At 47.2% G+C, this 15,157-nt stretch carries 15 protein-coding genes and 1 pseudogene; 5 read left to right on the forward strand and 11 right to left on the reverse strand.

Annotation, left to right across the window (positions count from 1 at the left end; translation table 11 throughout):
* From RLO19_RS06905 to RLO19_RS06940, 8 genes are all read right to left on the reverse strand, one after another.
* Positions 1–2,841, reverse strand: a complete 2,841-nt coding sequence (locus RLO19_RS06905; protein WP_446355002.1) for a cation-translocating P-type ATPase — start codon at positions 2,839–2,841, stop codon at positions 1–3.
* 69 nt (positions 2,842–2,910) lie between these two features.
* The gene (locus tag RLO19_RS06910; protein ID WP_446355004.1) at positions 2,911–4,965 is read right to left on the reverse strand and encodes a ShlB/FhaC/HecB family hemolysin secretion/activation protein; all 2,055 of its coding nucleotides are present in this window, start codon (positions 4,963–4,965) and stop codon (positions 2,911–2,913) included.
* Entirely contained in the window at positions 4,962–5,126 is a 165-nt protein-coding gene (locus RLO19_RS06915; protein ID WP_446355006.1) for a hypothetical protein, read from the reverse strand. Before RLO19_RS06915 ends, RLO19_RS06910 begins: the two co-directional genes overlap by 4 nt.
* A 57-nt stretch (positions 5,127–5,183) precedes the next feature.
* Positions 5,184–5,750, reverse strand: a complete 567-nt coding sequence (locus tag RLO19_RS06920) for a CesT family type III secretion system chaperone (protein WP_446355008.1) — start codon at positions 5,748–5,750, stop codon at positions 5,184–5,186.
* A gap of 148 nt (positions 5,751–5,898) precedes the next feature.
* Entirely contained in the window at positions 5,899–7,140 is a 1,242-nt protein-coding gene (locus tag RLO19_RS06925; protein ID WP_446355010.1) for a DUF4912 domain-containing protein, read from the reverse strand.
* A 302-nt stretch (positions 7,141–7,442) separates the two neighbouring features.
* On the reverse strand, positions 7,443–7,592 hold the full coding sequence (locus RLO19_RS06930; RefSeq protein ID WP_446355012.1) for a hypothetical protein: 150 nt from the start codon (positions 7,590–7,592) through the stop codon (positions 7,443–7,445).
* A gap of 120 nt (positions 7,593–7,712) precedes the next feature.
* Positions 7,713–9,128, reverse strand: a complete 1,416-nt coding sequence (locus tag RLO19_RS06935) for an LCP family protein (RefSeq protein ID WP_446355014.1) — start codon at positions 9,126–9,128, stop codon at positions 7,713–7,715.
* A 243-nt stretch (positions 9,129–9,371) separates the two neighbouring features.
* On the reverse strand, positions 9,372–9,749 hold the full coding sequence (locus RLO19_RS06940) for a hypothetical protein (RefSeq protein WP_446355016.1): 378 nt from the start codon (positions 9,747–9,749) through the stop codon (positions 9,372–9,374).
* Here RLO19_RS06940 and RLO19_RS06945 point away from each other — a divergent pair.
* Entirely contained in the window at positions 9,748–10,065 is a 318-nt protein-coding gene (locus RLO19_RS06945; RefSeq protein ID WP_446355018.1) for a hypothetical protein, read from the forward strand. The genes RLO19_RS06940 and RLO19_RS06945 overlap by 2 nt on opposite strands.
* A gap of 123 nt (positions 10,066–10,188) precedes the next feature.
* On the opposite strand, the gene RLO19_RS06950 is transcribed toward RLO19_RS06945, so the two are convergent.
* The 3 genes and pseudogenes from RLO19_RS06950 to RLO19_RS06960 all read right to left on the reverse strand — a co-directional run.
* Positions 10,189–10,824 (reverse strand): CHAT domain-containing protein, encoded by a 636-nt coding sequence (locus RLO19_RS06950; protein WP_446355020.1) that lies wholly within the window; start codon positions 10,822–10,824, stop codon positions 10,189–10,191.
* Entirely contained in the window at positions 10,790–11,065 is a 276-nt protein-coding gene (locus RLO19_RS06955; protein WP_446355021.1) for a hypothetical protein, read from the reverse strand. The genes RLO19_RS06950 and RLO19_RS06955 overlap by 35 nt, the downstream gene beginning before the upstream one ends.
* 267 nt (positions 11,066–11,332) lie before the next feature.
* Positions 11,333–11,467: pseudogene (locus tag RLO19_RS06960) on the reverse strand (two-partner secretion domain-containing protein); the annotation flags it as partial.
* A 262-nt stretch (positions 11,468–11,729) separates the two neighbouring features.
* On the opposite strand from RLO19_RS06960, the gene RLO19_RS06965 reads away from it, so the two are divergent.
* The 4 genes from RLO19_RS06965 to psbV2 all read left to right on the forward strand — a co-directional run bounded on the left by RLO19_RS06965 (position 11,730) and on the right by psbV2 (position 15,100).
* Positions 11,730–11,939, forward strand: coding sequence for a hypothetical protein (locus tag RLO19_RS06965; protein WP_006100380.1), 210 nt, complete (start codon positions 11,730–11,732; stop codon positions 11,937–11,939).
* A gap of 40 nt (positions 11,940–11,979) precedes the next feature.
* On the forward strand, positions 11,980–12,918 hold the full coding sequence (gene accD / locus RLO19_RS06970) for an acetyl-CoA carboxylase, carboxyltransferase subunit beta (RefSeq protein ID WP_446355023.1): 939 nt from the start codon (positions 11,980–11,982) through the stop codon (positions 12,916–12,918).
* 1,018 nt (positions 12,919–13,936) lie between these two features.
* On the forward strand, positions 13,937–14,425 hold the full coding sequence (gene psbV, locus RLO19_RS06975; protein WP_446355024.1) for a photosystem II cytochrome c-550: 489 nt from the start codon (positions 13,937–13,939) through the stop codon (positions 14,423–14,425).
* A gap of 225 nt (positions 14,426–14,650) precedes the next feature.
* Positions 14,651–15,100, forward strand: a complete 450-nt coding sequence (psbV2, locus tag RLO19_RS06980; RefSeq protein WP_446355094.1) for a photosystem II cytochrome PsbV2 — start codon at positions 14,651–14,653, stop codon at positions 15,098–15,100.
* The last annotated feature ends 57 nt before the right edge of the window (positions 15,101–15,157 follow it).

Genomic DNA, 15,157 nt, shown 5'->3' on the forward strand with positions numbered 1-15,157 from the left:
TTACCGATTCTTGTACCAACGAATAAACAGCTTCTCCAACTCAACCCAAATAAACAATGACGTACTAAACCCCAAGCAAATCAGCAGTTCAGTAAGCGTGAGAGGTTCTGTACCAAAGAAATTTTGCAAAAATGGCACATAAATCAACGCCAGTTGCAAAATCGTCGTAACCGTTACAGCCCAGATTAAATAGGGATTCGAGAAAGGATTTACCTCAATCGTTAAACGAGTATTTGAACGAACCGCGATCGCATGTCCCATCTGGGCAATACATAATGTGGTAAAGACCATTGTTTTCCAGTGGAGTGGAAAATAGTCAAACGCCAGCGCCATTAAAATAATCGTGACAATGGCGAAAATAATTCCAATCCGCACCATATACAAACCCAGCCCCCGGGCAAAAATACTCTCACGGGGACTAAACGGAGGACGCTTCATCACATCTGGTTCAGCTGGTTCTACCGCTAAAGCTAGGGCGGGTAAACCATCAGTCACTAAGTTCATCCAGAGAATTTGTAACGGCGACAGAGGAACATCTGGGAGTCCCATAATCGGTGCTGCGGCAATAGTTAACACCTCACCAATGTTACTACCTAAGATATAGCGAATAAAGCGGCGGATATTATCATAAACCGTGCGACCTTCTTCCGTCGCGGCAACAATCGTGGCAAAGTTATCATCCAGCAGTACCATATCACTGGCTTCTTTACTCACATCTGTGCCTGTAATGCCCATCGCAATACCGATATCCGCTTGCTTAAGAGCGGGAGCATCATTAACTCCATCACCGGTCATAGCGACGAATTCACCTTGACGCTGAAGCCCTTGTACAATCCGCAGTTTATGTTCAGGAGAAACACGAGCATAAACGCTCACCTGTTCAACCTGGTTATCCAGATCCGATTGAGAAAGCTTTTGTAACTCCTGACCGGTAAGAACGCGATCATGTTGATCCGCAATACCCAAAGCATGAGCGATCGCGCGAGCCGTAAGCTGATGATCTCCGGTAATCATCACCGGGCGGATACCCGCATTCCGACAGCGTCGCACGGCATCCAGAACTTCTGGGCGGGGGGCATCTAACATCCCCACCAGTCCTAACCAAACTAACTCTTGCTCAGTCGTTTCACTAGCATCTACCCCATCATCAGGTGCAGCCTCCAGATGCTTATAGGCAAACCCCAAAACCCGCAATCCCGCCCCAGCCATTTGATTATTGTGCCGCAGGATTTGCGTCCGTTGCTCGTCGGTCAACACCTCAGTGCGATCGCCCGCATGCAAAGAATGGCAACGCTCCAAGACTAATTCAGGGGAACCTTTGGTAAACATGATGTAGGGGCTATCTGTTGTCCCTTGTCCGTCATTCGTTGCCACTGATCCATGTGACCCTTGACAAATGACACTCATGCGCTTTCGCTCTGAGGAAAAAGGAATTTCACCGACCCGAGGAAACTGACGCCGCAACGGTTCTTTATCAACACCACCCTTCCCGGCTAGGGTAATTAATGCCCCTTCAGTGGGGTCTCCTAAAATCAGCCAATCCTCCTGTTCATACTGCAAGATAGCATCATTACAGAGAGCGCAACCTTGAAGTAATACTTGTAATTCGGGATACTCTTGGGCAGAAACCGCTGTCTCGGTGATCAGAAAATCCCCGTTAGGAGCATAGCCTTCTCCGGTGACTTGGAACGTGTGGTGGGGCGTGATGACCCATTGCACGACCATCTTATTTTGAGTCAGGGTACCGGTTTTATCCGAACAGATCGTCGTCACACTACCTAAGGTTTCCACGGCGGGAAGTTTACGGATCAGAGCATGGCGACGCACCATGCGTTGAGTTCCCAATGCCAAGGTGACGGTAATCACCGCAGGTAAACCTTCTGGTACAACCGCTACCGCCATACTTAGAGACACTTCCACCAGTTGTTGCAGAACGCCTAAATCTCCGCCACTTTGAATTAAGCCGCCAACAACAACCAACACCACTAGGATTAGAGAACCACTGACTAAGACATTCCCCAATTGAGTCATCCGCTGTTGCAGGGGTGTTGGTTCGCTTTCCACCCCTTGCAACATTTCGGCGATGCGTCCCAATTCCGTCTTCATCCCTGTCGCTGCAACCAGGACAGTTCCTCGACCTTGAACGACTTCGGTACCTTGAAAGACTAAATTGATGCGATCGCCTAAGGGGGTATCCTCAGCTAAGGTGACAGTGGCTTGCTTATTAACGGCGTTTGCTTCTCCGGTTAAGGCGGATTCCCGTATCTGGAGATTGGATTGCTCGATTAACCGTCCATCAGCAGAAACTTGCACACCTGCTTCTAGGAGCATAATGTCTCCAGGGACAAGCTGTTTGCTATCCACCTCCATCGGTCTACCCTCGCGGAGGACACGGACTTTAGGAGAGGCTAGATTTTTCAGGGCGGCGAGGGCTTTTTCGGCACGACTTTCTTGGAGATAGCCCAAGACACCGTTAAGAATAACGATTAATAGAATCGCAATTGTATCCTTAAACGGAACTTGACCCTCCTCTAACCCGCCTTGTCGCCAATCGATCAGGTCAATGACTCCGGAGATGATTGCCACCACAATCAGCATGATTAGCATGATATTGGTGAACTGATCCAGAAGAATCGCCCAAGTACTGCGACCAGCAGTTTCTTCGAGTTCATTTAATCCGTAGTATTGCGATCGCTGGCTGACTTGTTCAGCACTCAAACCCATCTGTGGATTGCTATCCAGTTGGGCAAGCGAGTCTTCTATGGATTGGGTATGCCATGCATTTAAGGGATCAGGCAACGAATGGGAAGGATGAGATGAAGTCACGGGGCAGGTTTGCATAAACACGATACCCAATCAATCATAGTCTTTTCAGCCAACAACTGTAATTGGTGATTGTTCCCTGTTCCCTTAAAACTGGTAACGAACCGAAAAGTGGAACCCCTCATCTTGAGCATTCTGACCTTGATCATCGAGTTCCACTAAGGGGATTCCATAGTCAAGGCGTAGGTTCAGTCCAGGTAAAGGTTGCCAAAGTATCCCCATACCCAGACTCGCTAAAAACTGCTCTTGAGGTAGAGGGTTCGGATTATCAGAATTATTCCACACCCAACCCGCATCGAAAAATGGAGCAATTTGGAACGTTGACGCACCTGAGGCGTTTCTCTCCAAGGTGATCCGGTCTTCTAAAAATAATCGCACACCATTATCACCGATTCGACCATTCTGTCGATAGCCTCGCACAGATTGAGCGCCACCAATGACAAATTGTTGAGACGGTAAAAGAGTATTGGGTGTAAGTTGAATATCAGCACCCATAATTAAAAAATGGCTACCACTGAGAATTTGGACTCGTTGTATCTGACCCAGCCAGCCCAAAAAACGTCCATCAGGCAAGGGATCGGGATTAATGTTAGCATCCAACCAACCTGTACCCAGACTAAAGAGCGATCGCACTGACCAAGCTCCCCTAGAATCACGGCGTAGGTAGTCTTGTCCAAATTGAATTACACTGGTGCGTGTTATCCCGTCAATATCAGCACCAGGACTCAAAGGGGCAGGCATACCCAACAAAAACGTCTGACTTTCCCTAAAGCTAAAACCCAGGGATAGAGCCAATTCTTCACGGGAGGTGCGAATTAAAGGTTGACGAAAACTAATCTCATACTGTTCAGATTCTCCCTGAATATCGAATTGAGCAAAGCGTTCGTCAGTCACTTGATTGCGATCAACGCTTGCTTGCACTTGCAGGGTGCCATTTTTCGGATTCAGGGGAAGACGATAACCCATATCAATCACCTTTGAGCCGCCAGTGGTGGAATAGAAGTAACTAGCCGTCAGTTCATCCCCATAACCTGTAAGATTACGATAGCGCCCGTTTATACCCAATCGTTCTGAACCGACACTCGGCGGTGAATAGTTATCGGTGGTGACACTCCCTTCAAAGAGATTGGCTTCGATGACACGAACAATGAGAATACTCTTTCCCCGTTGACTACCAGCGCGAAGACTCGCTTCTACGGACTCAAACAAGGGATTAGCCCGCAGTAGCCGCAATTTATCTTCTAGGCGAGCAGTATTTAGGGGTGTGCTAACACCAAGCTGAATCCGATTCTGAATGTAGCTGGGTTTAAGGCGGCGAATTCCCTCAATTTTAATGTCTTCCAGACTTCCTTCCAGGACAAAAATCTCCACAATACCATCGGTAATAACCTGGTCTACTAGAATGGCTCTTGAGGTGATGTAGCCGCGATTTAGATAAAGTTGGGTGATGGCATCGGCGACCTGTTGCAGTTGTTGTAGGGTAACAGCCTGTCCTTCCAAGGGTTGCACAATTGGATTGAAGTCCTCTGGTTCTAAGATGGTGCTACCTGTGACATTGATTTTCTCGATTTGAATAGTCTCCACGTTGGGACTCGTGGGACTCGTGGGAGTGGGTTCGGGTGGGAGCAACGGTGGGGAATCATCGGGACGTAAGGGTTCAGGAATAGGAGTGGGTTGAGGAAAACGATCATCCAGATTGGGTTGGATGGTTTCGGGGTTTGGAGGCGTGGGTGGGGTTTGTGCGATCGGAATATCATCAAAGGAAGCGTTATCTGTGGCAACAATAGGGTTGATTGTTGAGTGTGTAAGGGTGGGTTTCACTTCTACCGTTTCTTGGCTCATCCGGATATGACTAAACTCACCGCCATTTGACTCTTTTTCTGGGAGCCATTTACCCTCTACCCTAGAGTCATCGTCTGCCTTCTGAGAGCCTTCTGCCTTCTGAAATTGCTGGTGAGAGAGTTCCCTCAGATTAGGTAGATTGAGGGGGTTCTGGCTCACTTGTGACACAGACATTGGAGTTGTACCCAATGCCATTGGCGCATTTAGACCTATAATTCCCACCCAAACAGGTGTCAGTTGTCCCAGAATCTGCCCCTTTAAAAAAATATTTACTAAAAGCTTACTCCCCGACCCTTTCATCGTTGAGCGCCTCCAGCGACTAATTGTTCTGGAATAACTGCCCCTAAGCTCATACCATAGAGTCCAGCGCATGGATATTGCGTCTGATGTTCTACTCTACTCTTCGAGGAGGGTTTAGCCCAAGCAGAAGCCGCTTGCGCGTCTATGTCATTTGTACGCACAGTTTTTTACCAATGACCCCACTACCTTGGAGAACTTGGCAACAAGAATGCCCCAACTCAAGGTTCTATCTCTGACCAAAGACGTTCTAAGCGCCGTTGCCATTGTGCCAATACTTCTTCTGTTTGTTCTCTTGATTCCATGTCACCCATCAACCCTTCCCGATAAAAGCGATCTAGGGTTTGCAGGGTTGTTTCAAAGGATTGCCCTTGCTGCTTCGCCGCTCGAATGATTTGACGAATCTGACGGTCTACAAACTGGTCAAAGCTGGACTCTAAACCCTGTTGACATAAGCCAACCAATCGTACAACCGCAGCACAAAAGTCGTCAGGATCAAGCGTCTCCCGCTTATGCTGAAAGACGCCCCAAAGCACATTTTGATTCAGGGCATAGCGAGTTTCCTGAGTTTCATCAAAATTGGCTTCGAGAAGCTGTTCAAGAAAGGGTTGGGCGTCTTGAGCCGATGCGATGGGAACCAAGATTCTTAACCAAGACTGGTCTGACGACAGAAGGATTAACACTCTCAGCTGAGGTGTTTCAACCTGCCACGTCCCTGATTCTACCTGTTGAACCGCCCTGGAATTAAAAAGTTCTGCCAGTTTGATGGTAATTTCTTCGGGTTTCATGCTGTTTTTTTTTGAGAGAATTCCGTAAAAAAATCCCCTGACAGTTGCCAGGGGACAGGTTTAGCCATGTAAAAGATTCGGGATGAAGTGTGAAGTGGCAAGATTGACTATAGTTCTTGGTTATCTTTTGTTGTTCACACTTTAATCGTTAGAGCCATTCGGGAACTGCTTCTTCTTTGGTGTTGGTATTGCGTGAGGGCGTCTCGCGGGTAAACTTCATGTGAATCGAGCGAGTTTGTTCGCCATCGGCTGCCACTGCCATGATGGGGTAGTCTATGAGACCATCTTGGAAGGACATTTGGAAGCGGAAGGTTCCGTCTGGGTTCAGTTTAATCGGACGCCCACCAATGGTTACGGTTGCATCCGGTTCGGTTGCACCGTAGACAATTAATTCAGCATCGGCAACCAACCAGAACTGACGTTGACGAATGGGTGACATACCCACTCCGGACATACCCACTCCGGACATGCCGACACCAGACATGGTTAAGCCAGACATAGTGGGTACAGCCCACATACCTACCCCAGAGGGGAAGATGTAGGAACTGACGGCTTGAGAAGGAACCATCGATCCGGGAACATGCTGCATTGAGCCGAATAGAGAACCAGCAACGCGCTGAGCTTCGGCTGATTTTGCCATGCCAAAGATTTCGTCGTAGATGGGATTTTCGGCTTCTGCGGTAACAGGTGTGCGCTTGCTGGGAGGCACCAACTCGTATACAGTCTTGCCTTGGAGTTCTTCTTCCCAGTTAACGGTGATGAATTGGTCTTCAATCCAGTCGCTGGGATAAACTGGGGGAACATGTACGGGTTTAGAACGGGCTAGGACTAACCAGCGACCATCGGCACAACGATAACCAATATCTACTACGTAGTCGCGATCGCTAACGGGTAGGGGTAGGTACCATTCCCGTGCCAGTTCGTCGCAGGGATATTCCTGAATGCTGTGGGGGCTCTGGTAGTCCAAGCTGATGTCAGTGACATCATAAATCCGCAGTGCTAATTGCTGTCCTCCTTGACGCCGCAGGTCTTCTTTGTGGTCGTTAGGAATATCCCAGTAGGTATATGCCCATTGGGGATCGCGAGGCATGAGAACGATCCGACTTTCTCCATAACCAGCGGGTAAATCAGGTAATCCTTCGTCTACAGATGCGAGATTACCGCCGGTGCGATCTTCTTGACCGAGTTCAAATTTAGATGCTTCCACTTCTGGTTGTGCCTCCACTGTGCTAGTTGGACTGAGTGAGATTTTGGTATGTTGGACTTTTTGAATTTCTGCCAGCAGCTGCGCCTTACGCATCCGGCTATATCGCGAGATGCCGTACTCACTAGCAACTCTACGCAGTTGCCGTAAGGTCATCTCTTCTAAAGGTGGGCGTTCTTTTGCCATGAATATGCTCTCCAATTTTTAGGACGGTAGGTTGTATCTCTCCTGATGAATCAAAAAATGGGACTCATAGTTGAACAGCATCGCGTTTGATAAAGGTTGATGATTCCTACCGCCTTAGAGTAAGTCAGTCTCGGTGACGCATTGCATTCGTCTTTCGTTTGGGCAGTTACAAACTCAGAACGACTTACTCTTTAGGCTTACATTGGGATTATTCCCGATAACACTTAGCGCCAAGAATCACAGAAATACTCAAATCAGCATTTCTTTGGGATCGCTTTATTTATTTATGTAACAGAAAAGCCTTAGGTACGGTCAAGGGGATCAAGACGCCAATTTTCAAGAATTGACGAATTTACAAGCTTGTCGGGGATCGCAATGTCAAGATTCCATAACATTTTCAGCCAAAGGGGATCGCTTAGGGGAGCGGGGGGAGCAATGTAGAGACGCGCCATGGCGCGTCTGGGAGCGGGGGGAGATGAGGGACAAAATTTCTATTCCTATTCCCTATGACACACCGAGCGAAGCCGAGGTGTTCCCTATTCCCTCACAAATGACAAATGACAAATAACTACCTAGAAATTGAAAAACCCCTCATCTGAGAAATCCTGCTGTTCCAGCCAATCTTGACCCAACTGAATGGTCACATCGGAGGCGAGGGAACCTGTACTCTCAACCCGCACCTCACCAAATCCCAAATCAGCCCGGATAGCCGCAGCGGTGGCTTCGTCTCCTTGTTGAGCGATAATGCGGGTGACGCGCAAGGGTTCTGCCCAGGGTTCGCCGACATAACTGTTTCGATAGCCAGCTTCTTTGAGCGTACTGGCTAGGGATTGAACGGCTTCTGGATTATCAGTACTATCTTGAATCGCCACCCGCAAATAACCTGGGTCAATATCGGAGAGTTCGCTATAGCCTTGATCGAAATGTTGAGCCACCATTTGGCGAATCTGGCGGTGGTTTGGTAACCAATAACTGACTTCCTTTTCTCCGGTGCCGTTAAACCGACCTGGAACCATTAACATTTGTACGTCAGAACGCTTGCTATTGACAGCAAATCCGATCAGAGCCACCAATTCTTCGACGCTTAAGTTTGTGTCAATGTGAGACTGAATAACCGATAGAATTTTGGGCAGTCGCCCTAAGGTTGTTGGATTGAGTGCTTGCTCTATCAATGCCCGCATTAGTATTTGCTGGCGCTGTACTCGACCCACATCACCATATTTGTCATAGCGAAATCGCAAAAATTGCATTGCCTGATCGCCATTAAGATGCTGTTTGCCTTGCTTAAGGTCGATATAGAGGCGTTGAGAGTCATCTTTATACTTCATGTCCTGAGGAACATACACGGTGACCCCACCTAGGGCATCCACGAGCTTTTCCACACCTTGTACATTAACTCGGACATAACGGTCAATGCCTACACCATCAAGGAGTTCACTGGTTGCCTTTGCCGTTAAAGCTGGTCCACCATGGTAATTAGCGGCGTTGATTTTAATCACACCATACCCTTCAACGTAGGTTTGGGTATCGCGGGGAATGGAGAGAACCTTTAACTTTTGGTGGTTGGGGTCAAACCGAGCCAAAAGCATGGTGTCGGAGAGTCCATCAAAGGAATTGACCAGTGCATGGTATCCCAAATCTTCCTCTAGAGGTTGATCCAAGTCAGAACTGAGAACCTTAGTCCCCAATATCAAAATATTGACAGGTCGTGTCAATTCAGGTAGTCGCATACTATTGCGGGTCATACTACCCTTGTCACTAAAGACGGCTGCATCATCATCACTCAGTTGGCTTTGCAGTAAAGGCATACTCGATAGCGAAACAGCAAGCATTGCCCCTGCTGTTGCTGATAACATGGCGACGCCAGTAAAGCCTAACCACAGCCAAAGCCAATGTCCTCGTTTAGCTTTAGTCGGTTTCTTTTTCGGCGGTTGAATCCTCTTTTTCTGTCCTGGGCGGGGTTGTTCGTAGGTTTTTCGAGCTGGCACTTGGTTTCCTCACACACACATAAGCGATCAGGATGGGTTTAAGCAGATGATACACGCCGATGCCCTCATTGCTTACCCTGAGTCTGATTTAGAGCGTTTTACACAAACACTCATATCAGGTTTTCTCACCGTTTGGGGCAAAACCAGGCAAATACGGCAAAAGAAGAGAGCAGTCGATCAACTCCAGGCATAAAAGCCCGTCACCATTTTCCTATAACCGGACAACCCAAACGTTGAAATCGTTTACTCGGACAGATGCTTTCGCACTTTTCCTTCTGCCACCTGGCTAATCCCAGGGAGACGGGGTAACTTCCCTTGCCACAAGCGCACCATGAGCCAAACACTCACTAAAAAATACCCAGAGGTGAGCATGGTATTGATAAATAACAGGCGGAAGATCCAGAACTCCGTAAGCTGCGCCCCTGACAATAATAAAATGTAGCCTAGTAGCCAAGCGAAAGCCAAGGTGACGGACAAGCGACTCACCGTTTGCTGTTCTCGTGTTCCTTGACGACGGTAGAGTGTCCACAGTGCCGGAAAAAAGCCGATCACAGGCAGCAGGTAGGCAAATAGCTGTAAACGTTGCAGGTTTTGATTGTCCAATCGGTCGAGGTGATTCATGGTGCTTTGGTTTAAGGAACAAAAACCTTATCAGGTGGGAATTTGCTCATTGCTCATCAGTGCTAAAAAAGGGAATAATATCACAACGGCATACCAGGTAGCACAAAAACTGATGGGTATTCAATTCAATTTCATTGTCAAAGTCTTAATTCTCTCCCTTAGCATTTCCCTGGTGATTAAATACACCAGTCCTAGTTTACCCTCTATTCCGGCAACATCCGGGAATGCGCTGATTGCCGTACTCACACCTGCTATAATTTTGGCGATCGCTCTCTTGTGGCGCTTCTGGAAATTTCATCAGCATCCGGTTGAGTAGTGGGAGTTAACACTTAGTCAGGGCGGGTTTTGCACAAACGTTATCATCAATAACTAAACGCAACTCCCTAAACCCGCCCCTACACATTTAAAATAAATGGCACTGAAAATTTGGATTTTGGGATCACCGAAACCCTGAATATGCCCTAGGGAGGACACTGCCCACTAAGGTAAACGCGCTCCAAAAATAAGGATGGGTAAACTCCTTATCCTCAATTCCAGCTAATTCTTCAGGTAAGGTAATCGTCCCATTTGGAGTAATCAATTGCCCATTTTCAATCTTCACTTGACCCTGAATCATGGCTAATTGTGTTTGTCGCAGCGCTTCGGCTTTAATTGGGACTTCTTTTAAATTTCGATAAAAAGTGGTCATTAATCCCAATGTACCCTCATCACTGACATACCAGAGACTTCCTAACGCTGATTTTACCCCGGCTTGTACCGCTAATCCGGTAAAACCTAACTCAGCCTCTTCATTTCCTAATGCGGTTCGACAGGCACTTAATACCATTAGTTCTACAGGGGGATTATGCAATCCAAGTTGGCGAATTTGAGCTAAGGATAGTCTCGTATTCCAAAACTGGATATAGGAATTTTCCGGTTGACCCGATTTAAATTCACCATGAGTTGCCAAATGAAAAATACCAAAGGGTTGATCCGCCCGTGCTGCTTTAAGATTAGCGGGAGTAAACGTAGAATTAAGGAAGGATTCACCTTGCCATAGTTTATCTGCAATCGCGCATAATAAAAGCCAGATCATTAATTTCTCTATCTTGTAACTCCTCCTCCAACGGAGCAATTAACCACCGATATAATTGTTGTGCGCTAGGAAGAAAAGGACGAGGAATACGAGTATCCGTAACCGCACGACGGAATCCTTGTACCATTTCCATCACCCTTTTCCGAGTCGCCCCCGGAACAATAAATCGCATCGGTTCCCCTTCAGCCGTAACCAAAATCAACTCCAATTGCGCCCCATGTTCCCACACCTCCTGAGCCAAAAATATAGACTCCCAACCGCCAACCCCCTCTGCGAACCTCTGCGCTTCCCTCTGCGAACCTCTGCGTTTCCTCGTCTCAACTTCCCCTCTCCTATAATTTCACTGTTTCCTTTGAATCCACCTCAACGTCTGTCTCCAGATTCTCCTGCGTACCTGTCAATAATGCGGCTAAATATAGCGGCGTAAAGAGGTTCAATTTTTCAGAACTATTGACTAATAGTTCAACTTCTAAAGACAGCAATTGTCCGGCTTGAGAAATCTTAATCTCGCCATAAAATCAGCCGGAACATTTAACTGAGCATTTTGCCAAAACACTATCCCCGCTGGGTTCATTAAATATAGATTGGCATTTCCTCCTGTCACCTGAATTAAGCCATTAATCAACGAGGAATTTCCGCCACTCCCTGTTTCGGTAGTTTAATCAATAAATAATAAAGTGAAAGAAAAGTATAATAAAGTTTTAGGTTTGTTATTTGGTGATACCGTTGGAATTGGACACCGGCAAAGACAGCGCAACGACAAACACGATCGCGTCTGTTGGAGGTTCAACCCCGACAAATCGACACCCCCGCCCCCAGATGTGCTACTGCACGTCTCTACATCAGCTAGGAAGTCGCAAATAACGAGTAAAATAACTCTTGTCTTGTGATCATCCTGCTTTATTTTGACCACCTGGATCACCCTGAAAACAACTCATACCCGCTGGGAAGCCGAGCTGATGCAGCAGGTTCTGGCAGCTCACGACATCCCTAGTCGGATTATTGACCAGGGTATCCCGTCCTATTTTGGGGCGGGGAGTCCGGCTGCGTTGCAAGTTCGCTCCTACGATCAATGGACAGCTTTGCTATTACTCAGTTCTCCAGACGAGGAATAAGCAGACATCTGGGATAATTATTAAGGAATTAAAACATTTCATGTCTTTATTTGACTGGTTTGCCAATCGACGAAAATCAGAACCGATTCCCCAACAACGACGGGAACGGGAGATTGCTGATGGATTGTGGACAAAATGTGAGGCGTGCGCGGTTCTCACCTATACTAAAGACCTGAGAGCGAATCAAATGGTCTGCTCTGAATGTGGTCATCATATCCGGGTATATAGCGACGAACGGATTCGCCAGCTTATTGATGGGAATACCTGGATACCCCTGGATGAGCAAATTCGCCCCACTGATCCGCTAAAATTCCGCGATCGCAAATCCTATAGCGATCGCCTACAAGATTACCAAGACAAGACTCAACTCACTGACGCCGTGCAAACGGGAATCGGACAGCTTCATGGATTACCCATCGCCCTAGGCGTCATGGATTTCCGATTCATGGGCGGTAGTATGGGTTCGGTGGTGGGCGAAAAACTGACCCGCCTCATCGAACAAGCCACCCGCCAACGCTTACCTGTGGTAATTATATGCGCCTCTGGGGGGGCGAGAATGCAAGAGGGCATGTTAAGCCTGATGCAGATGGCGAAAATCTCTGGGGCGCTGGAACAGCATCGTCAAGCTAGTTTACTCTATATCCCCGTGTTAACCCATCCCACTACGGGAGGCGTTACTGCTAGTTTTGCTATGTTAGGAGACATTATTTTAGCCGAACCCAAAGCTACCATCGGTTTTGCGGGACGCCGAGTGATTGAGCAAACCTTGCGCGAAAAACTCCCCGACGACTTTCAAACCTCTGAATATCTACTCCAGTACGGCTTTGTTGATGCGATTGTTCCTCGCACTCAGTTGAAAAAGACGCTGGCGCAGCTTATTCGTCTTCATCAACCCTTCCCCACCTCACCTACTGTGGTTTCCCATTCTGAACCGATGACGTTGATGGCGAAAGGCGCTGATCTCAAAACTGAGTTTTAAGGGGGGAGAGTTTTGTGAGTTTTTACCTATAAATCTTTGACGTAAAAAACTTCTTGAGAGAAAGACGCCCCCAGGATGGCATCATATTCATAGTGAAGTGACTCAATCTCAATTTCGTCAGTCAATTATTATGGGGTTTGCAGACCGATCAAAGGTAGACATTACTGCCGAATACACGGTTCCCACAAAAAAGATACCCGATCCAGGTAAACCTTTGGGAATCACTGACAACACTCAAGCGACCTATTCTTGTTTGGGTATTCTCCCAAGCTGTTCGAGAACACGGAGGAGAACAGCCCTAATGCCTTTAGGCTGAAGAGAGAGTTTTTCTCAGATTATGGTGTTTTGTCATCGTCTTTTGCTTCCACTTGTCGCACCCTCTGCTGTCACAATCAGTATTTTCGGAATTTTTACCGATATATATCTGAGACTGGATACATTGAACAGTTGTCGAGCGCAGTCCCCAACTAAAATCTCCGATTTAGTTGGGGTTAGCCAGACGCAGCCGCTTTGATATAATACTAATAGGTACGGCGGCAGTTTGTTAACTTGTTCGGCACGACCTACAGAACCTAGAAAACTTAAGATTAGGGGGTTCCAGCAGAGATTATTTGTTACGATAACGCATCTGCTGGGTAAAAATCTTAGTGCGTACACCATCCTTTTTGGTGTTAACTTCCTAGCAGAAATGGCAGGGAGGGGTATAAAGGCAAAAGTTCCTGATACCCACCGAGAACGGCGGCTCTTCGTGGTAACAGCAGGGGAGAATCCCCGACTAGAATATTTGATTTAGTCGGTGTTCCGTTCAAAGACTGAAAATGGGCGGCTTGTGCATTCCCTGTTTTCTGTTAAAAGTTCCCTTAAAATCCTTAGTGTGACACCTTCAGACGTGCCGACTGTCGGTTTGATCCCCATGAGTGGTTGACGGCGATGCCCTTCAGGTAGAGGATAAGCTACAGGTTGAGCAATTTTCATGCATTAAAGACGAATGAGCCAAATTTTTCAAGGAGAACCCCGAATGAAACGATTGATATTGCTGGCTGTGGCAATGGTATTCTTTGTGTTTCAAATAGCGGTGAGTAGCGCCACCGCTCTGGAACTGAGTCAGGACGTTCGTACTGTTCCCGTGAATGAACAGGGTGATACTAAGGTTGTCAGCCTAGCCGAGTTCAAGACAGGTCAACGCCTGTTTATCGATAGCTGTAGCCAATGTCATCTCGGCGGCAGAACTAAGACAAACCCCAACGTCACCTTAAAGATAGAGGATCTGCAAGGGGCATTCCCCCCTCGCGATAACATCGCCGCTCTCGTAGACTACATCAAAAACCCCACAACCTACGATGGATTTACAGAGATTTATGAGTTCCACCCCAGTACTCGCAGCGCCGATATCTTCCCTGAGATGAGAAATCTCACAGAAGATGACCTTGAGGCGATCTCGGGTTATATTCTGATCCAACCAAAAGTTCAAGGTATCATGTGGGGAGGTGGTAAGGCTGTCAGCTAAGTCCGAATTTTTTTGAATGATTCATTGGAGGGTTGAAAGGAGGCGATTAAAAGCTTGGAGGTAAAAACATTCAACGTTTAATTGGCTACGGCTCAACCCTTCAATAAGCAAAAGCAAAAGATGAAAAACTAGAAACTAATGCTGAATAATAGGATTAAAAGCTTTCACTTTAGCCATTCATTCCGATATAAGTTTTTTTCAGTTCGCAGTCTGTTCGCTACGTTGATGGCTCTGTGTGTCGTCTTTATGGTCAGCTCACCCGCTTATGCGATCGATGACTACGTTAAACGTTTTTTAAAGGTGACTGAACCCATTGCCTTAGATGTCAATGAACAGGGACAGACAAAGGAATTCACCCCAGACGATTTGGCTGAGGGGAAAGAACTGTTTAAAGCCCATTGCATTAATTGTCATGTTGGCGGAACCACCCTACAAGATCCGAGAGTTTCCCTGGGACTGGAAACATTGGCGGGAGCTACCCCACCTCGCGATAATGTCGATGGGATTATCTCTTTTCTCCGAGAACCCATGACCTATGATGGCAGTGCCTCAAGTTTTTGGTGTCGCCAAGTTCCAGATACTTGGATGCCACAGGAGCAAATTGAAAAGCTAGCCGCATTTGTCCTGAGAGCCGCTCAAAAGGCTCCAGGCTGGGGAGAAAAGGCTTCATCTTAAGGTTGTGGAAGTAGAGACGTAAGGCGTGGAACGTCTGGAAGATGAGGGAGATGAGGA

Origin of the sequence: Coleofasciculus sp. G2-EDA-02 (assembly GCF_040226375.1) — a bacterium.
Lineage (GTDB): Bacteria > Cyanobacteriota > Cyanobacteriia > Cyanobacteriales > Coleofasciculaceae > Coleofasciculus.

Excerpts from the sequence above, each read along its gene's own strand:
- RLO19_RS06905 (WP_446355002.1), bottom strand. The coding sequence starts at position 2,841 with ATGCAAACCTGCCCCGTGACTTCATCTCATCCTTCCCATTCGTTGCCT.
- RLO19_RS06945 (WP_446355018.1), top strand. The coding sequence starts at position 9,748 with ATGGTGCTTTGGTTTAAGGAACAAAAACCTTATCAGGTGGGAATTTGC.
- RLO19_RS06925 (WP_446355010.1), bottom strand. The coding sequence starts at position 7,140 with ATGGCAAAAGAACGCCCACCTTTAGAAGAGATGACCTTACGGCAACTG.
- psbV2 (WP_446355094.1), top strand. The coding sequence starts at position 14,651 with ATGGCTCTGTGTGTCGTCTTTATGGTCAGCTCACCCGCTTATGCGATC.
- RLO19_RS06920 (WP_446355008.1), bottom strand. The coding sequence starts at position 5,750 with ATGAAACCCGAAGAAATTACCATCAAACTGGCAGAACTTTTTAATTCC.
- RLO19_RS06950 (WP_446355020.1), bottom strand. The coding sequence starts at position 10,824 with ATGATCTGGCTTTTATTATGCGCGATTGCAGATAAACTATGGCAAGGT.
- RLO19_RS06940 (WP_446355016.1), bottom strand. The coding sequence starts at position 9,749 with ATGAATCACCTCGACCGATTGGACAATCAAAACCTGCAACGTTTACAG.
- psbV (WP_446355024.1), top strand. The coding sequence starts at position 13,937 with ATGAAACGATTGATATTGCTGGCTGTGGCAATGGTATTCTTTGTGTTT.
- accD (WP_446355023.1), top strand. The coding sequence starts at position 11,980 with ATGTCTTTATTTGACTGGTTTGCCAATCGACGAAAATCAGAACCGATT.
- RLO19_RS06910 (WP_446355004.1), bottom strand. The coding sequence starts at position 4,965 with ATGAAAGGGTCGGGGAGTAAGCTTTTAGTAAATATTTTTTTAAAGGGG.
- RLO19_RS06930 (WP_446355012.1), bottom strand. The coding sequence starts at position 7,592 with ATGGCGCGTCTCTACATTGCTCCCCCCGCTCCCCTAAGCGATCCCCTT.